Genomic DNA, 15,644 nt, shown 5'->3' on the forward strand with positions numbered 1-15,644 from the left:
AGCATTCCAACGCGAGATAGCTCCCGCAAAATGCTTCATTGGAATGGAATGTCATGCGCTTCTACCCTGAAGCGGACACATGCAGTACAGGGGGCGCGCCATCGGGTCATGCGATGACGCGGCACGCATACCGCAGGTGCACCACTAGCGCATTCGCAACACCATCATTCCGCGTAGAAACACGCTAGCCGCGCGTTTCGCGCCACCCGGCCACACCGTGGCCGGCCTCATTTCGATTCGGCCGTTTTGTCCTGGGAGGGATCAAAAGATGCCTGTTCACCACTCCGCCCGCCCGGTCAGCCGGCACGCGCGCCCGCTGCCTGCCCGTGCAGTGCTGTGCACCACCATCGCCTGCGTGCTCGCCACCGCCTTCAGTGCCCAGGCCCAGGACAGCGCGCCGCCCGCGCAGCCGCCGGCCACTGGCACGACCACCGCCCAGGCGCCGGTCACGCTGGACAACATCACCGTGATCGGACAGCGCGCCAGCCTCAACCAGGCCGTGCAAGCCAAGCAGATGTCCGACCATGTGATGGAGGTGATCTCCGCCGACAACATGGGCCAGATGCCCAATGTCACCGTCGCCGAGGCGCTGGTGCGCCTGCCCGGCGTCAACGGCACCCGCGACCGCGGCAACGAGAGCCTGGCCACCGTGCGTGGCCTGGGCCCGCGCATGACCATGGGCACTGTCAACGGGCGCGAAATCGCCTCGTCCGAACCCAATCGTGCCGTGCGCTGGGAAGTGTTCCCCACCGAGATCGTCTCCACGGTCAAGGTGTACAAGACGCATTCGGCAGACCTGGTGGCCGGCGGTCTGGCAGCCACCGTGGACATCTCCACCATCAGCCCGCTGGACTATACCGGCGCAGGCTTTGTCGGCACCGCCGGCCCGGTGTTCTACGACCATGCCAAGGACGTGGACGGCTACAGCCCATGGGGTAACCGCTTCGGCGCCAGCCTGGTGCACAAGTTCAACGACAACCTGGCCGTGGCGTTTGGCGCCACCTACCAGAAGCAGAAGAACTCCAACTCGTCGATCGGCAGCTGGGGCTATACCGACGCCACCACCTCGCGCGATGTGGATGGCGATGGCACCGTGGACCCCACCCCGTTCGGCGCCGCCGACCAGCTCAAGCTGACCGAACAGACCCGCACCGGCGCGATGGGCACGGTGCAATGGCGCTCGGGCAACTTCGAGATGAAGTTCGACGGGCTGTATTCGCGCATCGAAATCGACGAGGACCAGCTGCAGAACTGGTTCAACGGCCTGGCCTTCAGCACGTTCTCGACCGGCGCCAACCCGTACACCACACCCGGCTCGTCCTACACCATCGTCGATGGCGACGTGGTGGCCGGCACGCTGGCCAACTCGAACCTGCAGGTCGACCATGTGGTCAGCCACTACAACGAGGTCAAGACACTCACTGCAGGCGGCTTGAACGCCAAGTGGAACGGCGATGTGTGGACACTGGCCAGCGACCTGTCGTTCTCGCAGGCCAAGCGCGACAACACCTGGCAGGCGGTGCGCTTCGGCAGCAACCCAGACACGGTGTCGTTCGATTTCCGCCGCAGCGTCACGCCCACCATCCGCACCAGTTCGGACACGCCCGAATACGGCATCGCCGGCCAGACCGAGCCGCAGGCATTGCGCGACAAGATCGCCGCGCTGGCGCTCGACGCCGGCCGCCAGATCGACATGGCCGCGTTCACCTCGGTGGAATTCGGCGTGCGCGCCGCGCGCCGCGAAAAACAGAACCGCCGCTTCATCAGCAACCAATCCGGCTACGACCAGCCGATTTCGGCGTACCAGAACCTGATCTACCCGGTGACCATGCCGGACTTGAACGTGCCCACGCTCACCGGCGGCAACATGGATGCCATTGCCGATGTCGGCTTCGGCGGGTTTGATCCGGCCACGCTCGACGAACAACTGCTCGACCACTGGAACGTCAAGGAAGACGTGCGCGAAGCCTTCGCCAAGGCGGTCTTCAGCTCGCAACTGTTCGGCACCGATGTCACCGGCAACATCGGCGTGCGCCTGGTCAACACCAAGACCACCAGCGACGGCTTCGATTCGGTTGGCACCACCGTGCAGGCCAGCAGCGACAGCAAGGAATACACCGACGTCCTGCCCAGCGCCACGCTCAACTTCCTGATCGACGACCAGCGCATCCTGCGCTTTGCGGTGGCCAAGGTCATCGCGCGCCCGCCGCTGGACGAATTGCGCACCGGCCGCCGCCTGGACGACCCCACCGTGACCGTCGGCCAGCTCACCGGCAGCGGCGGCAACCCGCAGCTGGACCCGTTCAAGGCCACCCAGGTCGATGTGTCGTATGAGTGGTACTTCCACAAGGAAGCGCTGGCCGCGCTGGCCGTGTATCGCAAGGAAGTGGACTCCAGCATCGGCTACCGCACCGACCGCGAAGTGATCAACGGCCTCGATTACCTGGTCAGCGCGCCGTTCAATGGCGGCGGCGGGCATATCAACGGCGTGGAGCTCACCTTGCAGACGCCGTTCTACTTCATCCCGCACATGGAAAACTTCGGCGTCTACTCCAACTTCTCGCTGGTGGATTCCAACCTCAAGGAATTCTCGCCGGCAGACAATCCGTTGCCGCTGAGCGGCCTGGCGCGCAAGACCGGCACTTTGGACCTGTGGTACAGCAACGGCACCTTCGAAGCGCGCGTGGGCTACAAGTACCACAGCCCCTACACGGTGGTGTACGGCTGGAATGCGGCGCGGCTTGCGCGTCTGCAGAGCGAAGGCACGGTGGACTTAAGCTTGAACTGGCAGTACAGCAAGCAGCTGGGCTTCCGCTTCCAGGCCGGCAACCTCACCAACGAACCGCTGCGCGCCTACACCGACAACAAGCCCAACCGTCTGGCCAACCAGGACGACGGCGGCTACCAGGTGTTCGGCCGCCGCTACGCGCTGGAAGCCACCTACAAGTTCTGAGCACCACCGACAGCCTGGCTGCGCAGTCGCATAGGCACGCAGCCGCAACCGCAGTGAATGTACGCACGTGCATTCCACTTCGCGTGACCGGCCGCGCCCAGGCGCGATGACCTGCGGCATGCTGTCGGCCGCTTCATGTTTTCGATCTGCCGAGGAATTGCATGCGCTCCACTCACCGCCTCTGGGCGCCGGCGCTGCTCGCGCTGGCACTGTCCACCGCCGCTTACGCCGCACCCGCCCCGAAAACGCTGTATCTGGGCGCGGACCTGTCCTACGTCAACGAGATGGAGGAATGCGGCGTGCAGTACCGCGAGAACGGGGTGGTGAAAGACCCGTTCGAACTCTTCCATACACATGGCGCCAACCTGGTGCGTGTGCGGCTGTGGAATGACGCACGCTGGACCAAATACAGCGACCTGTCCGACGTCAAGAAGACCATCCGCCGCGCGCGCGCGCAGGGCATGCAAGTGCTGCTGGACCTGCACTACTCCGATGATTGGGCCGATGGCGAAAAACAGCTGATTCCCAAGGCCTGGGCCAGCATCACCGACACCGACGAGCTGGCGCGCACGCTCTACGGGTTTACCTACGACACGCTGAGCGCACTCGATCGCGCCGGGCTGATGCCCGAGCTGGTGCAGGTGGGCAACGAAAGCAATTCCGATCTGATGGACAGCATCCCCTGGGACAAGAAACGCCCCATCGACTGGCAACGCAACGCCAAGCTGTTCAATGCGGGCATCAAGGCGGTGCGCGACATCAGCGCACGTTCGACCATCAAACCGCGGGTGATGCTGCATATCGCCCAGCCGGAAAATGTAGAGCCGTGGTTCGCCGCCGCCGCCAAGGCCGGCGTCACTGACTTCGATTTGATCGGCATCAGCTACTACCGCAAGTGGTCCACCCAGTCGATGGCCGAGCTGGGCAAGACCATCAAGCGCTTGCGCGGCCGCTTTGATGCCGACGTGGTGGTGGTGGAAACCGCCTACCCGTGGACGCTGGCATCAGGCGACACCTCGCACAACCTGCTCGGCGAAGACTCGCTGATTGCCGGTTACCCCGCCACGCCGCAAGGCCAGGCGCGCTACATGGTGGATCTCACCCAGCTGGTGATCGATACCGGCGGCGCCGGCGTGGTGTACTGGGAGCCGGCATGGACCAGCAGCAGCTGCAAGACGCGCTGGGGCACCGGCTCGTCGTGGGAGAACGCCAGCTTCTTCGATTTCCAGCACAACAACGAAGTGCTGCCAGCGATCAACTTCATGCGCCATCCGTACACCGGCGTGCCTGCATCGCATCAGCCCGAGGCAGGCAAGCCTGCTATCGACACGCGAGGCGACGCTGCCGACACCAAGAGGGCGCAGCCATGACCGGCATCAATCGCCGCGAGTTACTGCGCGGTATGTTGGCAAGTGGCGTGCGTGCCGCACTCCCGGTCGGTGCAGCCGGTGCGCTGTTGCCCGGCAGTGCGGATGCAGCGCCAGCCGTGGCGAAAGATGCAACGCCGCTCGCTCCGCTCGGCGACGCAAGCCTGGCACCACGCGAACGGCTGCTGTTCGACTTCGGTTGGCGGTTCCATCCCGGCCATGCCAGCGACCCATCGCGCGACTTCGAGTTCGGCACCTTCCAGCGCACCTTCGCCAAGGCTGGCAAGGACACCGCCACCGCCGCGCAACTGGCCTTCGACGACAGCAGCTGGCAACAGGTGGACCTGCCGCACGACTGGGCCGTGACCCTGCCGTTCCGCCCGGAGCCGATCTCCGCCTCGATGACCGAAGAAGACCCGGCAGCCGCACACGGCTACAAGGCGCTGGGCACGAGCTTTCCGGAAAACAGCGTGGGTTGGTATCGGCGCACGCTGCAGATTCCGGCCAGCGATCTGGGCAAGCGCATCTGCCTGGTGTTCGACGGCGTGTTCCGCGATTGCGTGGTGTTTTGCAACGGCCACATCGTCGGGCGCAATGCCAGCGGCTATTGCGGCTTCGAGGTCGACCTCAGCGAAGTGCTCGACTACGGCAAACCCAACCTCATCGCGGTGCGTGTGGATGCCACGCTCGGCGAAGGCTGGTTCTACGAAGGCGCCGGCATCTACCGGCATCCGTGGCTGCAGAAGACCGACCCGCTGCATGTGCCGCAGCATGGCGTGTTTGTGCGCAGCAGCCTGCAAGGCGACAACGCCACCGCGCAGCTTTCCACCGAAGTGCGCAACGACGGCACCGCGTCACGTCAATGCGCGGTGCAGGCCCGCATCACCGCACCGGATGGACGCATCGTGGCGCAAGCGGCTAGCGCAGCGGTCACGGTTGCGCCCGGTCAGGTACAGGTCGTCGAACAGACCGTGCCGCTCGGGCAGGCCGCGCTGTGGTCGATCGATGCCCCGCAGCTCTACACCCTCACCACCAGCGTGCACAGCGCAGGGGTTGCGGTCGATGCGCTTGCAACACCGTTCGGCGTGCGCAGCATCGCTTTCGATGCGCAACGCGGCTTTCTATTGAATGGCGAGCCGTTGAAATTGCACGGCACCAATAATCACCAGGACCATGCCGGCGTTGGCACGGCCATTCCCGATGCCTTGCACGCATGGCGCCTGCGCCAGCTCAAGTCGATGGGCTGCAACGCATATCGCAGCTCGCACAATCCGGCCACCCCCGAACTGCTCGCGCTGTGCGACCGCCTGGGCATGTTCGTGATCGAAGAAACCCGCCGCATGTCCACCGACCCTGAAGCAATGGGCGAACTGGAGACGATGGTGCGGCGCGGGCGCAATCACCCGAGCGTGATCCTGTGGTCGCTCGGCAACGAAGAGCCGCAGCAGGTCACCGAGCGCGGCGTACGGATCGTGAGCTGCATGCAGCAACGCGTGCGCCAGCTCGATCCCACCCGTCCTACGACGTTCGCCATGGACAAGGGCTTTGGCGATGGCGTCGGTCAAGTGGTCGATGTGGTCGGCTTCAACTACCGCACCAGCCAGATGGACGGCTTCCACGCGCAATACCCCAACATTCCGATCTACGGCAGCGAAACCGGCAGCACCGTCTCGGTGCGCGGCAACTACCAGCGCGACGATACCCGCGGCTACACCCGCGCCTACGACACCGACCACCCGTGGTGGGCCAGCACTGCCGAAGCCTGGTGGAGCTACGTCGCGCAACGCCCGTACATCGCCGGCGGCTTTATCTGGACCGGTTTCGATTACCGCGGCGAACCCACACCCTACAACCGCTGGCCGAATGTCGGCTCGCAATTCGGCGTATTGGATAGTTGCGGCTTTCCCAAGGACAACTACTGGTACTACCGCGCGCAGTGGACCAGCGAACCGGTGCTGCATCTGTTCCCGCACTGGAACTGGGACGGTCTGCTGCAGCCCGATGACAAAGGCCGCGTCGAGGTCTGGTGTCACAGCAATCTCGAAGCGGTGGAACTACTGGTCAACGGCGTCAGCCAGGGCCTGCAGCAGGTGCCTGCCTACGGCCATGTCGAATGGCGCGTGGCATACGCACCGGGCGTGATCGAAGCGCGCGGCTATCGCGGCGGCAAACTGGTGCTCACCGAACGCCGTGAAACCGTCGGCAAGCCGGCAGCGATCCGCCTGAGTTGCGATCGCAGCGCACTGCGCGCCGATGCCGAAGATGTGGCGGTGGTGAAAGTGGAGATCGTCGATGCGCAAGGCCGGCTTGTACCGAATGCCGACCACCTGGTGCACCTCGTCCTGCGTGGACCTGCACGTCTGATCGGCGTGGGCAACGGCGACCCCAGCAGCCACGAAGACGACAAGGCGCCGCAGCGCAAGGCATTTAACGGCTTGTGTATGGCGTTGCTGCAAAGCACGCGCAGCAGCGGCCAGATCCTGCTGCAGGCCACCGCGCCAGGCCTGACCTCGGCAGCGCTGCATCTGCAGGCTGCCACGTCGGCCTTGCGGCCGTCGGTCGACTGAACGTCGACCACCAGGCGCAGTTCGCCCCTGCACAGCCCGCGTGTCTGATCGGCGCGGGCTGTGGCGACTCCGGGCACCCCGGAGACGACAAGATACGGCAGCACAGGGCGTTCAACGGTTTGTGTCCGGCCGTACTGCAAACCGAATGGACTTCCGTCGAAGTGATGTCGGACGTTGATGTATCCGGCCTGACATCCCGGAAACCGCGCCTGACTGCGCCGCGTGAATCGTTGTGGCTTGAGTCGCCTGCGATCTTCTCCAGCGACACTAACGATCATCGCTCACTGCTGGCAGCACTTCCTGCCCAACGGCAAGCCGGGAAGCAATAACGCTGACGGACGCGCTTGCCGAGAGACAACCTCAGTGGCAAAGCAGTACTGGGCCGTTCTTGCACATGTCTTCGCTCCGACAACCAATCGAGCAGATGACCGCTTGTCCTCACGCGCCGATTTTGCACAAGGTCACGTTTCTCGGTCTGGACATCAACGCACATGGCGTTCTCCAGCCTCGTGCGTATTGCCGCCAAACGAGCCAACTCACAAGGCCATTCCGAGAGCGGGGCGCTGCGATCGTCAATACGTGTGCATCCCGGTGCGCGGCGGCACTGAACTTAGCGGCGCAAATATCGGGCAGAAAGGCGATATCCCTTGGCCGAAAGCGACACGATACAAATTTATTTTCTTGACTGCTGCAAATCGCTTGACGCGCCACTCTGTCAACGCCGGATGAGCCTCCGCTATTCCACAGCCTCATAAGACACACCTGGATTCGTCATGAGCGTCAAAAAAAACCAGCATAGGCCATCACATAATGCATCGCTTAAATCAAACCATCTTCGCAATTCGAGGTCACTTTCCCCCGCAAAGATCTGGTTATCTTTTGAGATCAACGAACGCCTTTTAGTCGCAATGGTTAACTGATTTCTGCATGCGACAGTTTACGTAAAGATAGTAACCGACTTTATCGCACCGCGTGGTGATTCGTGGCAAGAGCTGACACAGATAACGTTGCTTGAACATGTACGTTAATCGCAGGCAACAACAGTTCGAACCTGATTTGGATAAGCCATTACCAACTCGATCCAAACTATGCGAAGTCTCTGAACCGCACTAGCGGAGTCATGCCTTACAAATTAAAGGGGATCTAGCCACACAGTCCCACGTCGGGGATGCATTTGCGCCCCCTCAATGGATGCGCCTGACACGCATGCAAACGGCAATGTTCGTCGCTTTAATTTTCAAAAATCATTAAATATCCAGCGAATTATCCGCCCTAGGAAAATCAATGACTGAAAATACTAGATTGGCCCACCCCAGAAAGTCCGCCACGCCATTCATCATCGCAGGAGTCGTGGCGGTCATTGGGGCGTACTCACTGATGCATCTTGCAGTTCAATCAGGCAGCCACAAAACTGTTGACGCAAGCCGTATCACCCAAACGCCCCGTCCCGTCGAAGTTGGCCATGCAACGCATGCGCAGCATGCGAAGATGAATCGGGTTGAATTCAACGACCTCACAAATTCTGAAACTGGCAAGCCCTTCGAGGCGGGCGAGGTCCAGCAACGCCTACAGGATTTTTTTGATCGTTGGGATTCAGGCCATGCCATGTCCCTGGCAGAACGAGACATCTTCATGTCCCGCTTACTCAGCACAATCGATTCCAGCCCGGAGGCGCGAAAGGCCGTGGCTGACTATTACGCGAGAATACCCGCGAAAGACGCTGCGAACCGGGAAATTGTTCAGAACATGATCGTTCGCAGCGAGTCCGGCATAAAGATGATGGTAGACGAAGCGAATCGCATCTGGAAAAGCAAGGACTCCAGCCTCTAAACCGCAATGTATAAAACGTATGCAAACTTTCCTGGTACAGCTTCCAGGGAGGCACTATCTGAAGCGATGTCCACTCTCAATAGCCACGCGAGCGACGTACCTACATCGGTCGCTGCCTTGAACTTTATTGGCACGATCGAAGAAGACACATCCAAGGATGCAATGTCGCTCAGAAGCAATGCACTTTCCCAGCTGAACTCGGTTGCGACCGGAAACGGCGACGACATGGTGAAAGCACTGGCTGCGCAGAAGGTTTACCGACTCTCCGCCCCCGATGCCGCAGCAGATGCCGCAGTCAACTACCTGAGAGGCGGTGCAACCGAACCGCTGGTGAGACAGACGCTCAATGCGATCGCAAGCGGCGAAGTTGAGCTCACTCCCCCGCTAAGGTCGACCCTGCTGACCGCAGTCGCACGCCCCTCTGCGGCGCCTCAAGAACGGGAAGTTCTGGAATCTCTGCTACAGGGTCACAGCTGAGAGCACGCGTCCAACTCCAGCCACCACACACCCGCATTACCTAGCCATCTGTGCTGCGAGTCATGCGATAAATAATTTCAAATACCAAAATTCACCCGTTGATTTTTTCAAATCACATTGATCTGAACCAACCTGATCAATTGATAGCGCAGCAATGCACGTAACGCTTGAAAATAAGCCACACACACGAACAATAAAAATGCACCACTACTGGTTGCGCACCTGAAAATTATTGATACCTGGCAACACTTAACCCCCACTGGGTCGAGTCATCCAGAAATAAAATTCACCTCTAAAATCAAACAACCGCACGGAGACAATCGTGATTAAAAAGTTGAATAAGTATCTCTACCCCGCTCTCTTGGTGTTGACCATGGTGGGAACCGCCCAGGCATCGCCGGAAAAACACATGTTCACCACCTTCGGAGGATAGTTAGGAAAAACTCAAAAGTCCTTCTACGAAGATGCCGCCGATCTTTCGGTATGTTACGGGGACGAAGCACATTGCCCCACCTCCACGAAGTCCACAACGCGCGGCGCATGCCGAACCGACGGCTTCGAAATAGGCGGGAGCTGGGATTTGCCGATCAAGATTCCCGGATTATCCCTAGCGGGGAATTACAATTATAGCTGGACAGAATGCAATGAAAAAGCCGACGAGAACTCCTGCCCTCCGAAAGCGAACTCGAAATACGCTCCTGCGATCCTGGTCGGCGAACGTTGGGGCCGCGAACATGTCACAGGAGCCAATTCCGCATGGTTCCAGAATGGTGGTTGCGAGGCTGGCTACACAAAGAAATGGATGGGTGGCGCCAACTTTCGGTGCGAATACACTGGTGCGCCGTACTACAGGGACGGCTATCTTCCTGAATTTCGTTACGTCGGTTGCGAATATATCCCGATCTGAGGGGGCATATTAAGCAGCAACCAGCTCGTTTACACAAAGTCACGACCGCATTCGTGCCTGCTCTGTTGAGTAGGCACGAATGTCAGGAGAGGCCGTGACCAATAACACGCAGGCAGTGCTTATGACGGGCGCAGGCCGGAGCATTTAGCGGTTGACGGTGCTAGCGAGCGTAATAACACCTGCACGGCGAGTGCTTAATTCAGATTATGTCCGGAGCCACGGTAACGGTTACGCAAGCTGCACTGCCCGCTCCAAGCGCGGCTTCGCTTGTGGATCCCGACATAGTGCGACGCCTGGAGTGCCGACCTAAGGCGTATCAACGTCGCGCGGAAAATAGCGGTTGAGTTTTTCTTCCCATGCCTGGAATTGCTCCAGCGTGTAGGCATCCATCGGGCGCGGGTCGTCCGCCAGCGCTTTCTTCTGCGCAACGTAGGCGATGCGCTGGGACGACAGCTCATCCCACGCCTTTCTGAGCATGCCCGGATCCGGATGCGAGACCAGCATCGCTTCCAGCAACGTGGCCTGTGCCACGCGTGCGGCCAGCAGATCGCTGAGCGCCTCGGTCACCGCCTGCATCCACTCGTGCTGTTTCTGTTCCATACCCAACCACGTCGTTTGCGTCATGCGCCGCACACCATAGCGCGTCATCCGGAACGGCGGTGTGCAGGCACGGTTCAAGAGTCAGTTCACCACGTGATGCGAAGACGCGGTTTCTCTCTCCATCGCTTCGCCTGATGCATCTCAAGCCCGCGAAACGACCTCACGGCAACGGCGCGCCCCCGCACGGCGCATGGCCGCGCGGGCGCACAAGCGCTCATCGCAAGCGCGAGAACGCGCCGATACCCGCGATCGCCAACCGGTCGGCGGGCACCGCCGTTTCCGCGAACGACAGCCGCAGGTAGCGAATCTGGCGGACCTCGGGAAAATTCAGGCGCTGGGTCGAGAGCGCATAGGCGATATTGGACAGCTCACCGGCGCCGGCCAGCTGCCAGCGCTGCCCATCTTCGCTGGTTTCGGCACGATAGCCCTTCGGTGGCGCCACACCGTTCATCACCGTGCGCGAGGGGGTGAGGCTGAAACCGGCAACCTGACGCAGCGCACCGAGGTCGATGGTCGCTTGCGCGGGATGGCCCGGCGTGGGCGCGGGCGTGATCCAGATCGTGCCGGCATCGTCGTCGAGCAACGTGTCCGCCCCTGGCGCGCTCGCCGCGACGATGCGCCAGCCAGCGCTGGACAGCACGTCTGGCGCGTTTTCCGTGGGCCGCGCGACCGGCACTGGCGCAACGGCGCGGAACAGCGCGAATTCGCTGATTGCCGGGCACACCGGCGCCTCAAGCACCACCAGGCGCACCCGGCGCGCGGCGACCGGGCGATCCAGCCGCACGATGCGCTGGGCACCGATGCACTGCGCTTCGGCCAGCCGACGCCATTGCCCATCGACCTCGGCTTCGACCGCAAAGCGGGTGACGCGCACGCCCAGCGGCAGATATTCGCGCAGCCGGATCAGGTCGAAACTGTGCAGCGCCGACAGCTCCAGCGTCAGCGTCGGCGTGGTGACATCGTCCGGAGCGGACCAGTAGCTGTCCGGCTGGCGGTCGAGGACGCGCGCCGGCTCGAACCCAGGGCCACGCGATGCGCTGGCACTGGCCTTGGCACCCCTGGCCAGATCGATGGCGAAGCTGGCGCGGATCGCGTCGCCGAAACTCTTCAGCACCGCCACGTCGTGGTCGGGGATGCGGCCGCGTCGGTCGGGCGGAAGATTGAGGTTCATGTTCGTGCCGCGCGCGACGGATGTGTCGAAATAGCGCACCAGATTCTCCGGGCTACGCACCTTGCCGTCTTCATCGGCATGGTAGAACCAGCCCGGGCGGATCGAGGTGTTGGTTTCGGCCGGCCACCACAGCGCCGCGCCGCGCACGCCGGAATTACCGTTTTCCTGGGTATACGGCGCATTGGGCATGGTCGGCCAGGATGGATCCCCGGCAATACCATCCTCGTTGCCGCCCCAGCGGATATCGGCGCCGAGCGGGTCGAAGGTACAGGCCATCGGCTGATGTTGATGCACCAGCTCGATCATCCGTGGCCAGTTGTAGTACGCGGGCGCATCGATCTTGCGCGATTCGCGCGCTCCACCGTAGTAGCCGTCGCCGCCATTGGCGCCGTCAAACCAGAACTCGAACAGGTCGCCATAGCCTGTGCAGAGCTCGACGATCTGCTTGCGGAAATAGTCGAGATAGCCGGGGCGACCATATTCGGCGTGATTGCGATCCCAGGGCGAGAGGTAGATGCCGAACGCCAGGCCGGCGCGTCGACACGCCGCTGCCATTTCGCCGACGATGTCACCCTTGCCGCTCTTGTAGGGCGAGTTCCGGATGCAATGCTCGGTCAAGCGCGTCGGCCAAAGACAGAACCCATCGTGGTGCTTGGCCGTGAAAATAAGCCCTTTCAGATTGCCAGCCTTGGCAGCAGCAACGATTTGATCGGGTAAAAAATCGCTGGGATCGAATTTGCGCGGATCCTCGTCGCCGTAGCCCCATTCCTTGTCGGTGAAGGTGTTCATCGCAAAATGCACGAAGGCGTATTGCTCCCACCGATGCCAGCGCAGTTGTCGCTTGCTGGGCAGCGCACCCCACGGCGCCGGCCCGTTGGCACGCGGCGTCTGCACGATCCGAGCCGCCGATGCACTGAAGCTGGCGGTAGCGGCAACCACCCCCGTGGCAAGAAAGGTACGACGATCGATCATGAGCGCTTCCGGCTTTGCACAGGCTTCAATCTTAGCTTTTCCAAAGCCGAAAGAGTCCTAACCCCGGAGCAACAGGACGGTTGCGCAAGGCACCGCGCGCGCGCAAACCCCTGTGCGGCTGGCGTTGAGAGCGTGCGAAGCAAGCAGCGAACGTTCGTGGCTTGACGTCTGATTGCCCGGCCAAACGATGCCTTATCGGCCCGCGCACGGCATCGCAGGCGGCGTCCGGATCGGCCCCGGTTCCGGCGCAGAGGATCCTGGCAGGTTGTTCAGAGCTTCCTTAGCAACACCACCGATTTGCATGCGGCCTCTCGCGCCAGTGCCAACGTTTCCCTGCTGCGCTGAGATGACTGCGCCCGTGCCGGCCGGATACGCCGGAATGGGTCGTCGAACAGCCCCAACGCCGCCTTGAATGCCAGCATGCGTCTTACTGCGGCATCCAGCCCTGCCATCGGCACCTCACCTGCGGCAACCAATGCAGGCAGGTGGCGCAAATACAAGCCACTTTCCATACTGATATCCACCCCGGCCAGGAACGCCAACCTTGCCGCATCACGCTCATCGGCCGCCACGCCGTGCGCAATCAATTCCTGGTCGGCCTTGAAGTCGGATACGACCAAGCCGGGATAGCCCCATTCCTGGCGCAACAGCCCATCCAGCAGCCATGCATTGGCTGTGGCCGGAATGCCCGATAGTTCGTTGAATGCAGCCATGGTCGTCACCGCGCCCGCGGCAAAAGCGGCCTGGAACCGCGGGAAATACACTTCGCGCAGCGTGCGTTCGGATACATCCACGCGGTTGTAATCCAGCCCACCCTCGGCCGCGCCATGGGCAGCGAAGTGTTCGTGGCAGGCGGCCATTGCTTCGGGATGGGCGAGCCCGGCACCACCCTGGAAGCCGTGCACCCGCGGCTGCGAAAACAGCCGCGCCAGCTGCACGTCTTCGCCAGCGGCTTCCACGCCACGCCACCGGCGTGCATCGCGGGCGATATCCACCATGGGCGCAAAGGTCCAGTCGAGACCCACTGCACTGGCCTCCCTCGCCGCTGCACGCGCCATGCGCCGCGCCAGCTCTTGCTCGAAGCTAGCCGCTTCACCTAGCGGCACAGGGAACACAGTGGTGTCGCCATGGACCACATCGGCAGCGAACAGCATCGGAATCCGTAACCGGCTTTGCAGCGCTGCATTATTGACGTGCAGCCGCACTGCGCCCATGTGCGAACCTGATTGGCGGAAGTTCTAATCCTTCCGCATACGCAAATGTATTCGGCCAGGCGAAGGCATGCCACACGGCACACATACTTCATCCGCACACGAAATGACAGATTCCGTTGCGGAATGATCATTTCGCAATTGAAGCGCCCCGGATCTCCGGCTTGATGTCATTTTCGAATCACTGACGACGATGACGTATGCCACGCAAGGTGGCCGTGAATGCCAGGGCACGCCTGAGCACTTCGATTGCACGCCGAGAAGTTCGCACTGTATTTGCCGGACCGTGGATGACGGCACGTGCGCCAGACCGTGTCTGCATGCCGCACGTCGGCCGCGGTGACGCGTCGATCGACGCGTCATCCGACCACCAGCGACCCCGGCGCTGCAATCGAGGCTGGCACCGCATGCGGCCGTCGAATGGTGTGCCGGCTGTCAACGCCGCACGTCAGCAACCCAGCTAGCCCAGGCGGCAGCACGCCGCCGCCACTCCACCCCACAGCGAGGACATGCCGTGACGAAGATCCCTTCAGCCAATGCTTCCCAGCCAACGCGATCGACACACGCAGACGTCGTGATCGAAATGCCGCCGTTACAACAGCGCAACGAGACGCCGACACCTGCAGCGGACCCGGCGCTGTCGGGCCTGGCTCGCAGGCCTTCTGGACGACGCAGCAACGCGAAAAGCGACCACGGATCTGGCAGCGCTGATGAGAGAAACCAGCACGCCGGTGAGAGCCCGCTGCTGCATGCCTCGGGTGCGTCGATGCTGCATGGCAACGAGAGTACCAGCGAGCACTTCTTCGATGCCGAAGACTCCTTCGCCTCATCAGATCTGTCGTCCATTCGCCACGAACAACCTGCACCACCCGAATCCGCCAGCGCACACCCCGGCAGTCACCACAGCAACCGCCGCACCCACACGCGCCGAGCGTCTGGGTGCGCTGGCTGCATCGATCGGAACCGGCGCAGCGCGTGGCGTGCACACCGTGCTTGGTCCGATCGCCAATGCGGTGAAGGCCGCGGCGCGCGGTGCACTGCCGATCAGTTTCGACAAGCAATACCTGGGTGCGATGCTGGGGCACCTGGTGCACCAGGCCACTTCCGTGGGGCCGACCACGTTCGCACGCGAGTTGCTGGGCGAAGGATTGTTTGCCGCCCTTCGCCAGCTGCCGCCCGAAGCGGTGGTCGCCATGCAGGCCGTCTCCGGCACGCTGCAGATGGCGCTGCATACGCTGCGAGCCAGCCGCGAGAGCCGCAATCCCGACGCGGCCGCACGAGGTTTCCACAATCTCAGTCTCGAACAGTGGGATGCATTATCCGTCGACGAACAGCAAGCTAAGGAAGGTCTGAACAATGAGGCCTGAGAGTGCGGGATGTCGCATCGCTCTGGAGAGTCGCGTTTGGATCTTCGGATTTTTCGCAATTTCTGGAGCTTTCCTTGGGAATTCCCCGGGTTACAGGCGCACGCTCCCCATGGCAGGCAGTAACTGCTTTCGCTTCATCCAAAGGTTTGACAGCGCAAACAAGGTCAGCACCTGCGCGGTGTTCTTGGCCAGGCCGTGATAGCGGACCTTGGTGTAACCGAA

General features: G+C 62.0%; 10 protein-coding genes and 1 pseudogene. 7 read left to right on the forward strand and 4 right to left on the reverse strand.

What is annotated here, in order from left to right; translation table 11 throughout:
• Window positions 1-268 precede the first annotated feature (268 nt).
• The 6 genes from ACD584_RS12375 (at window position 269) to ACD584_RS12400 (ending at window position 10,101) form a co-directional block, all read left to right on the forward strand.
• Window positions 269-2,953, forward strand: coding sequence for a TonB-dependent receptor (locus ACD584_RS12375; protein WP_076036139.1), 2,685 nt, complete (start codon window positions 269-271; stop codon window positions 2,951-2,953).
• Between the two features lie 161 nt (window positions 2,954-3,114).
• On the forward strand, window positions 3,115-4,323 hold the full coding sequence (locus ACD584_RS12380; RefSeq protein ID WP_070692534.1) for an arabinogalactan endo-1,4-beta-galactosidase: 1,209 nt from the start codon (window positions 3,115-3,117) through the stop codon (window positions 4,321-4,323).
• Complete coding sequence (gene galA / locus ACD584_RS12385) at window positions 4,320-6,887, forward strand: beta-galactosidase GalA (RefSeq protein ID WP_076036140.1); 2,568 nt, start codon at window positions 4,320-4,322, stop codon at window positions 6,885-6,887. The genes ACD584_RS12380 and galA overlap by 4 nt, the downstream gene beginning before the upstream one ends.
• 1,284 nt (window positions 6,888-8,171) lie before the next feature.
• Window positions 8,172-8,717: a hypothetical protein gene (locus ACD584_RS12390; RefSeq protein WP_057672976.1), complete on the forward strand. Its 546-nt coding sequence runs from the start codon at window positions 8,172-8,174 to the stop codon at window positions 8,715-8,717.
• Between the two features lie 66 nt (window positions 8,718-8,783).
• On the forward strand, window positions 8,784-9,194 hold the full coding sequence (locus ACD584_RS12395; protein WP_076036141.1) for a hypothetical protein: 411 nt from the start codon (window positions 8,784-8,786) through the stop codon (window positions 9,192-9,194).
• Between the two features lie 580 nt (window positions 9,195-9,774).
• A complete protein-coding gene (locus ACD584_RS12400; RefSeq protein ID WP_012438874.1) occupies window positions 9,775-10,101 on the forward strand; it encodes a hypothetical protein in 327 nt (108 codons plus the stop codon).
• Between the two features lie 306 nt (window positions 10,102-10,407).
• On the opposite strand, the gene ACD584_RS12405 is transcribed toward ACD584_RS12400, so the two are convergent.
• The 3 genes from ACD584_RS12405 to ACD584_RS12415 all read right to left on the reverse strand — a co-directional run bounded on the left by ACD584_RS12405 (window position 10,408) and on the right by ACD584_RS12415 (window position 14,058).
• Entirely contained in the window at window positions 10,408-10,749 is a 342-nt protein-coding gene (locus ACD584_RS12405; protein ID WP_162277290.1) for a hypothetical protein, read from the reverse strand.
• A 166-nt stretch (window positions 10,750-10,915) separates the two neighbouring features.
• On the reverse strand, window positions 10,916-12,844 hold the full coding sequence (locus ACD584_RS12410; protein ID WP_076036142.1) for an alpha-L-fucosidase: 1,929 nt from the start codon (window positions 12,842-12,844) through the stop codon (window positions 10,916-10,918).
• A 269-nt stretch (window positions 12,845-13,113) separates the two neighbouring features.
• Window positions 13,114-14,058: a glycoside hydrolase family 3 N-terminal domain-containing protein gene (locus ACD584_RS12415; protein ID WP_040941605.1), complete on the reverse strand. Its 945-nt coding sequence runs from the start codon at window positions 14,056-14,058 to the stop codon at window positions 13,114-13,116.
• A gap of 977 nt (window positions 14,059-15,035) precedes the next feature.
• Between ACD584_RS12415 and ACD584_RS12420 the strand changes: the two genes are divergently transcribed.
• Complete coding sequence (locus ACD584_RS12420) at window positions 15,036-15,422, forward strand: hypothetical protein (protein WP_228438023.1); 387 nt, start codon at window positions 15,036-15,038, stop codon at window positions 15,420-15,422.
• Window positions 15,423-15,512: 90 nt separating this feature from the next.
• On the opposite strand, the pseudogene ACD584_RS12425 reads toward ACD584_RS12420, so the two are convergent.
• A pseudogene (locus ACD584_RS12425) lies at window positions 15,513-15,644 on the reverse strand (IS5 family transposase); the annotation flags it as partial.

This window comes from Xanthomonas sp. NCPPB 2922, assembly GCF_041520885.1.
GTDB classification, from domain to species: Bacteria; Pseudomonadota; Gammaproteobacteria; order Xanthomonadales; family Xanthomonadaceae; genus Xanthomonas; species Xanthomonas campestris.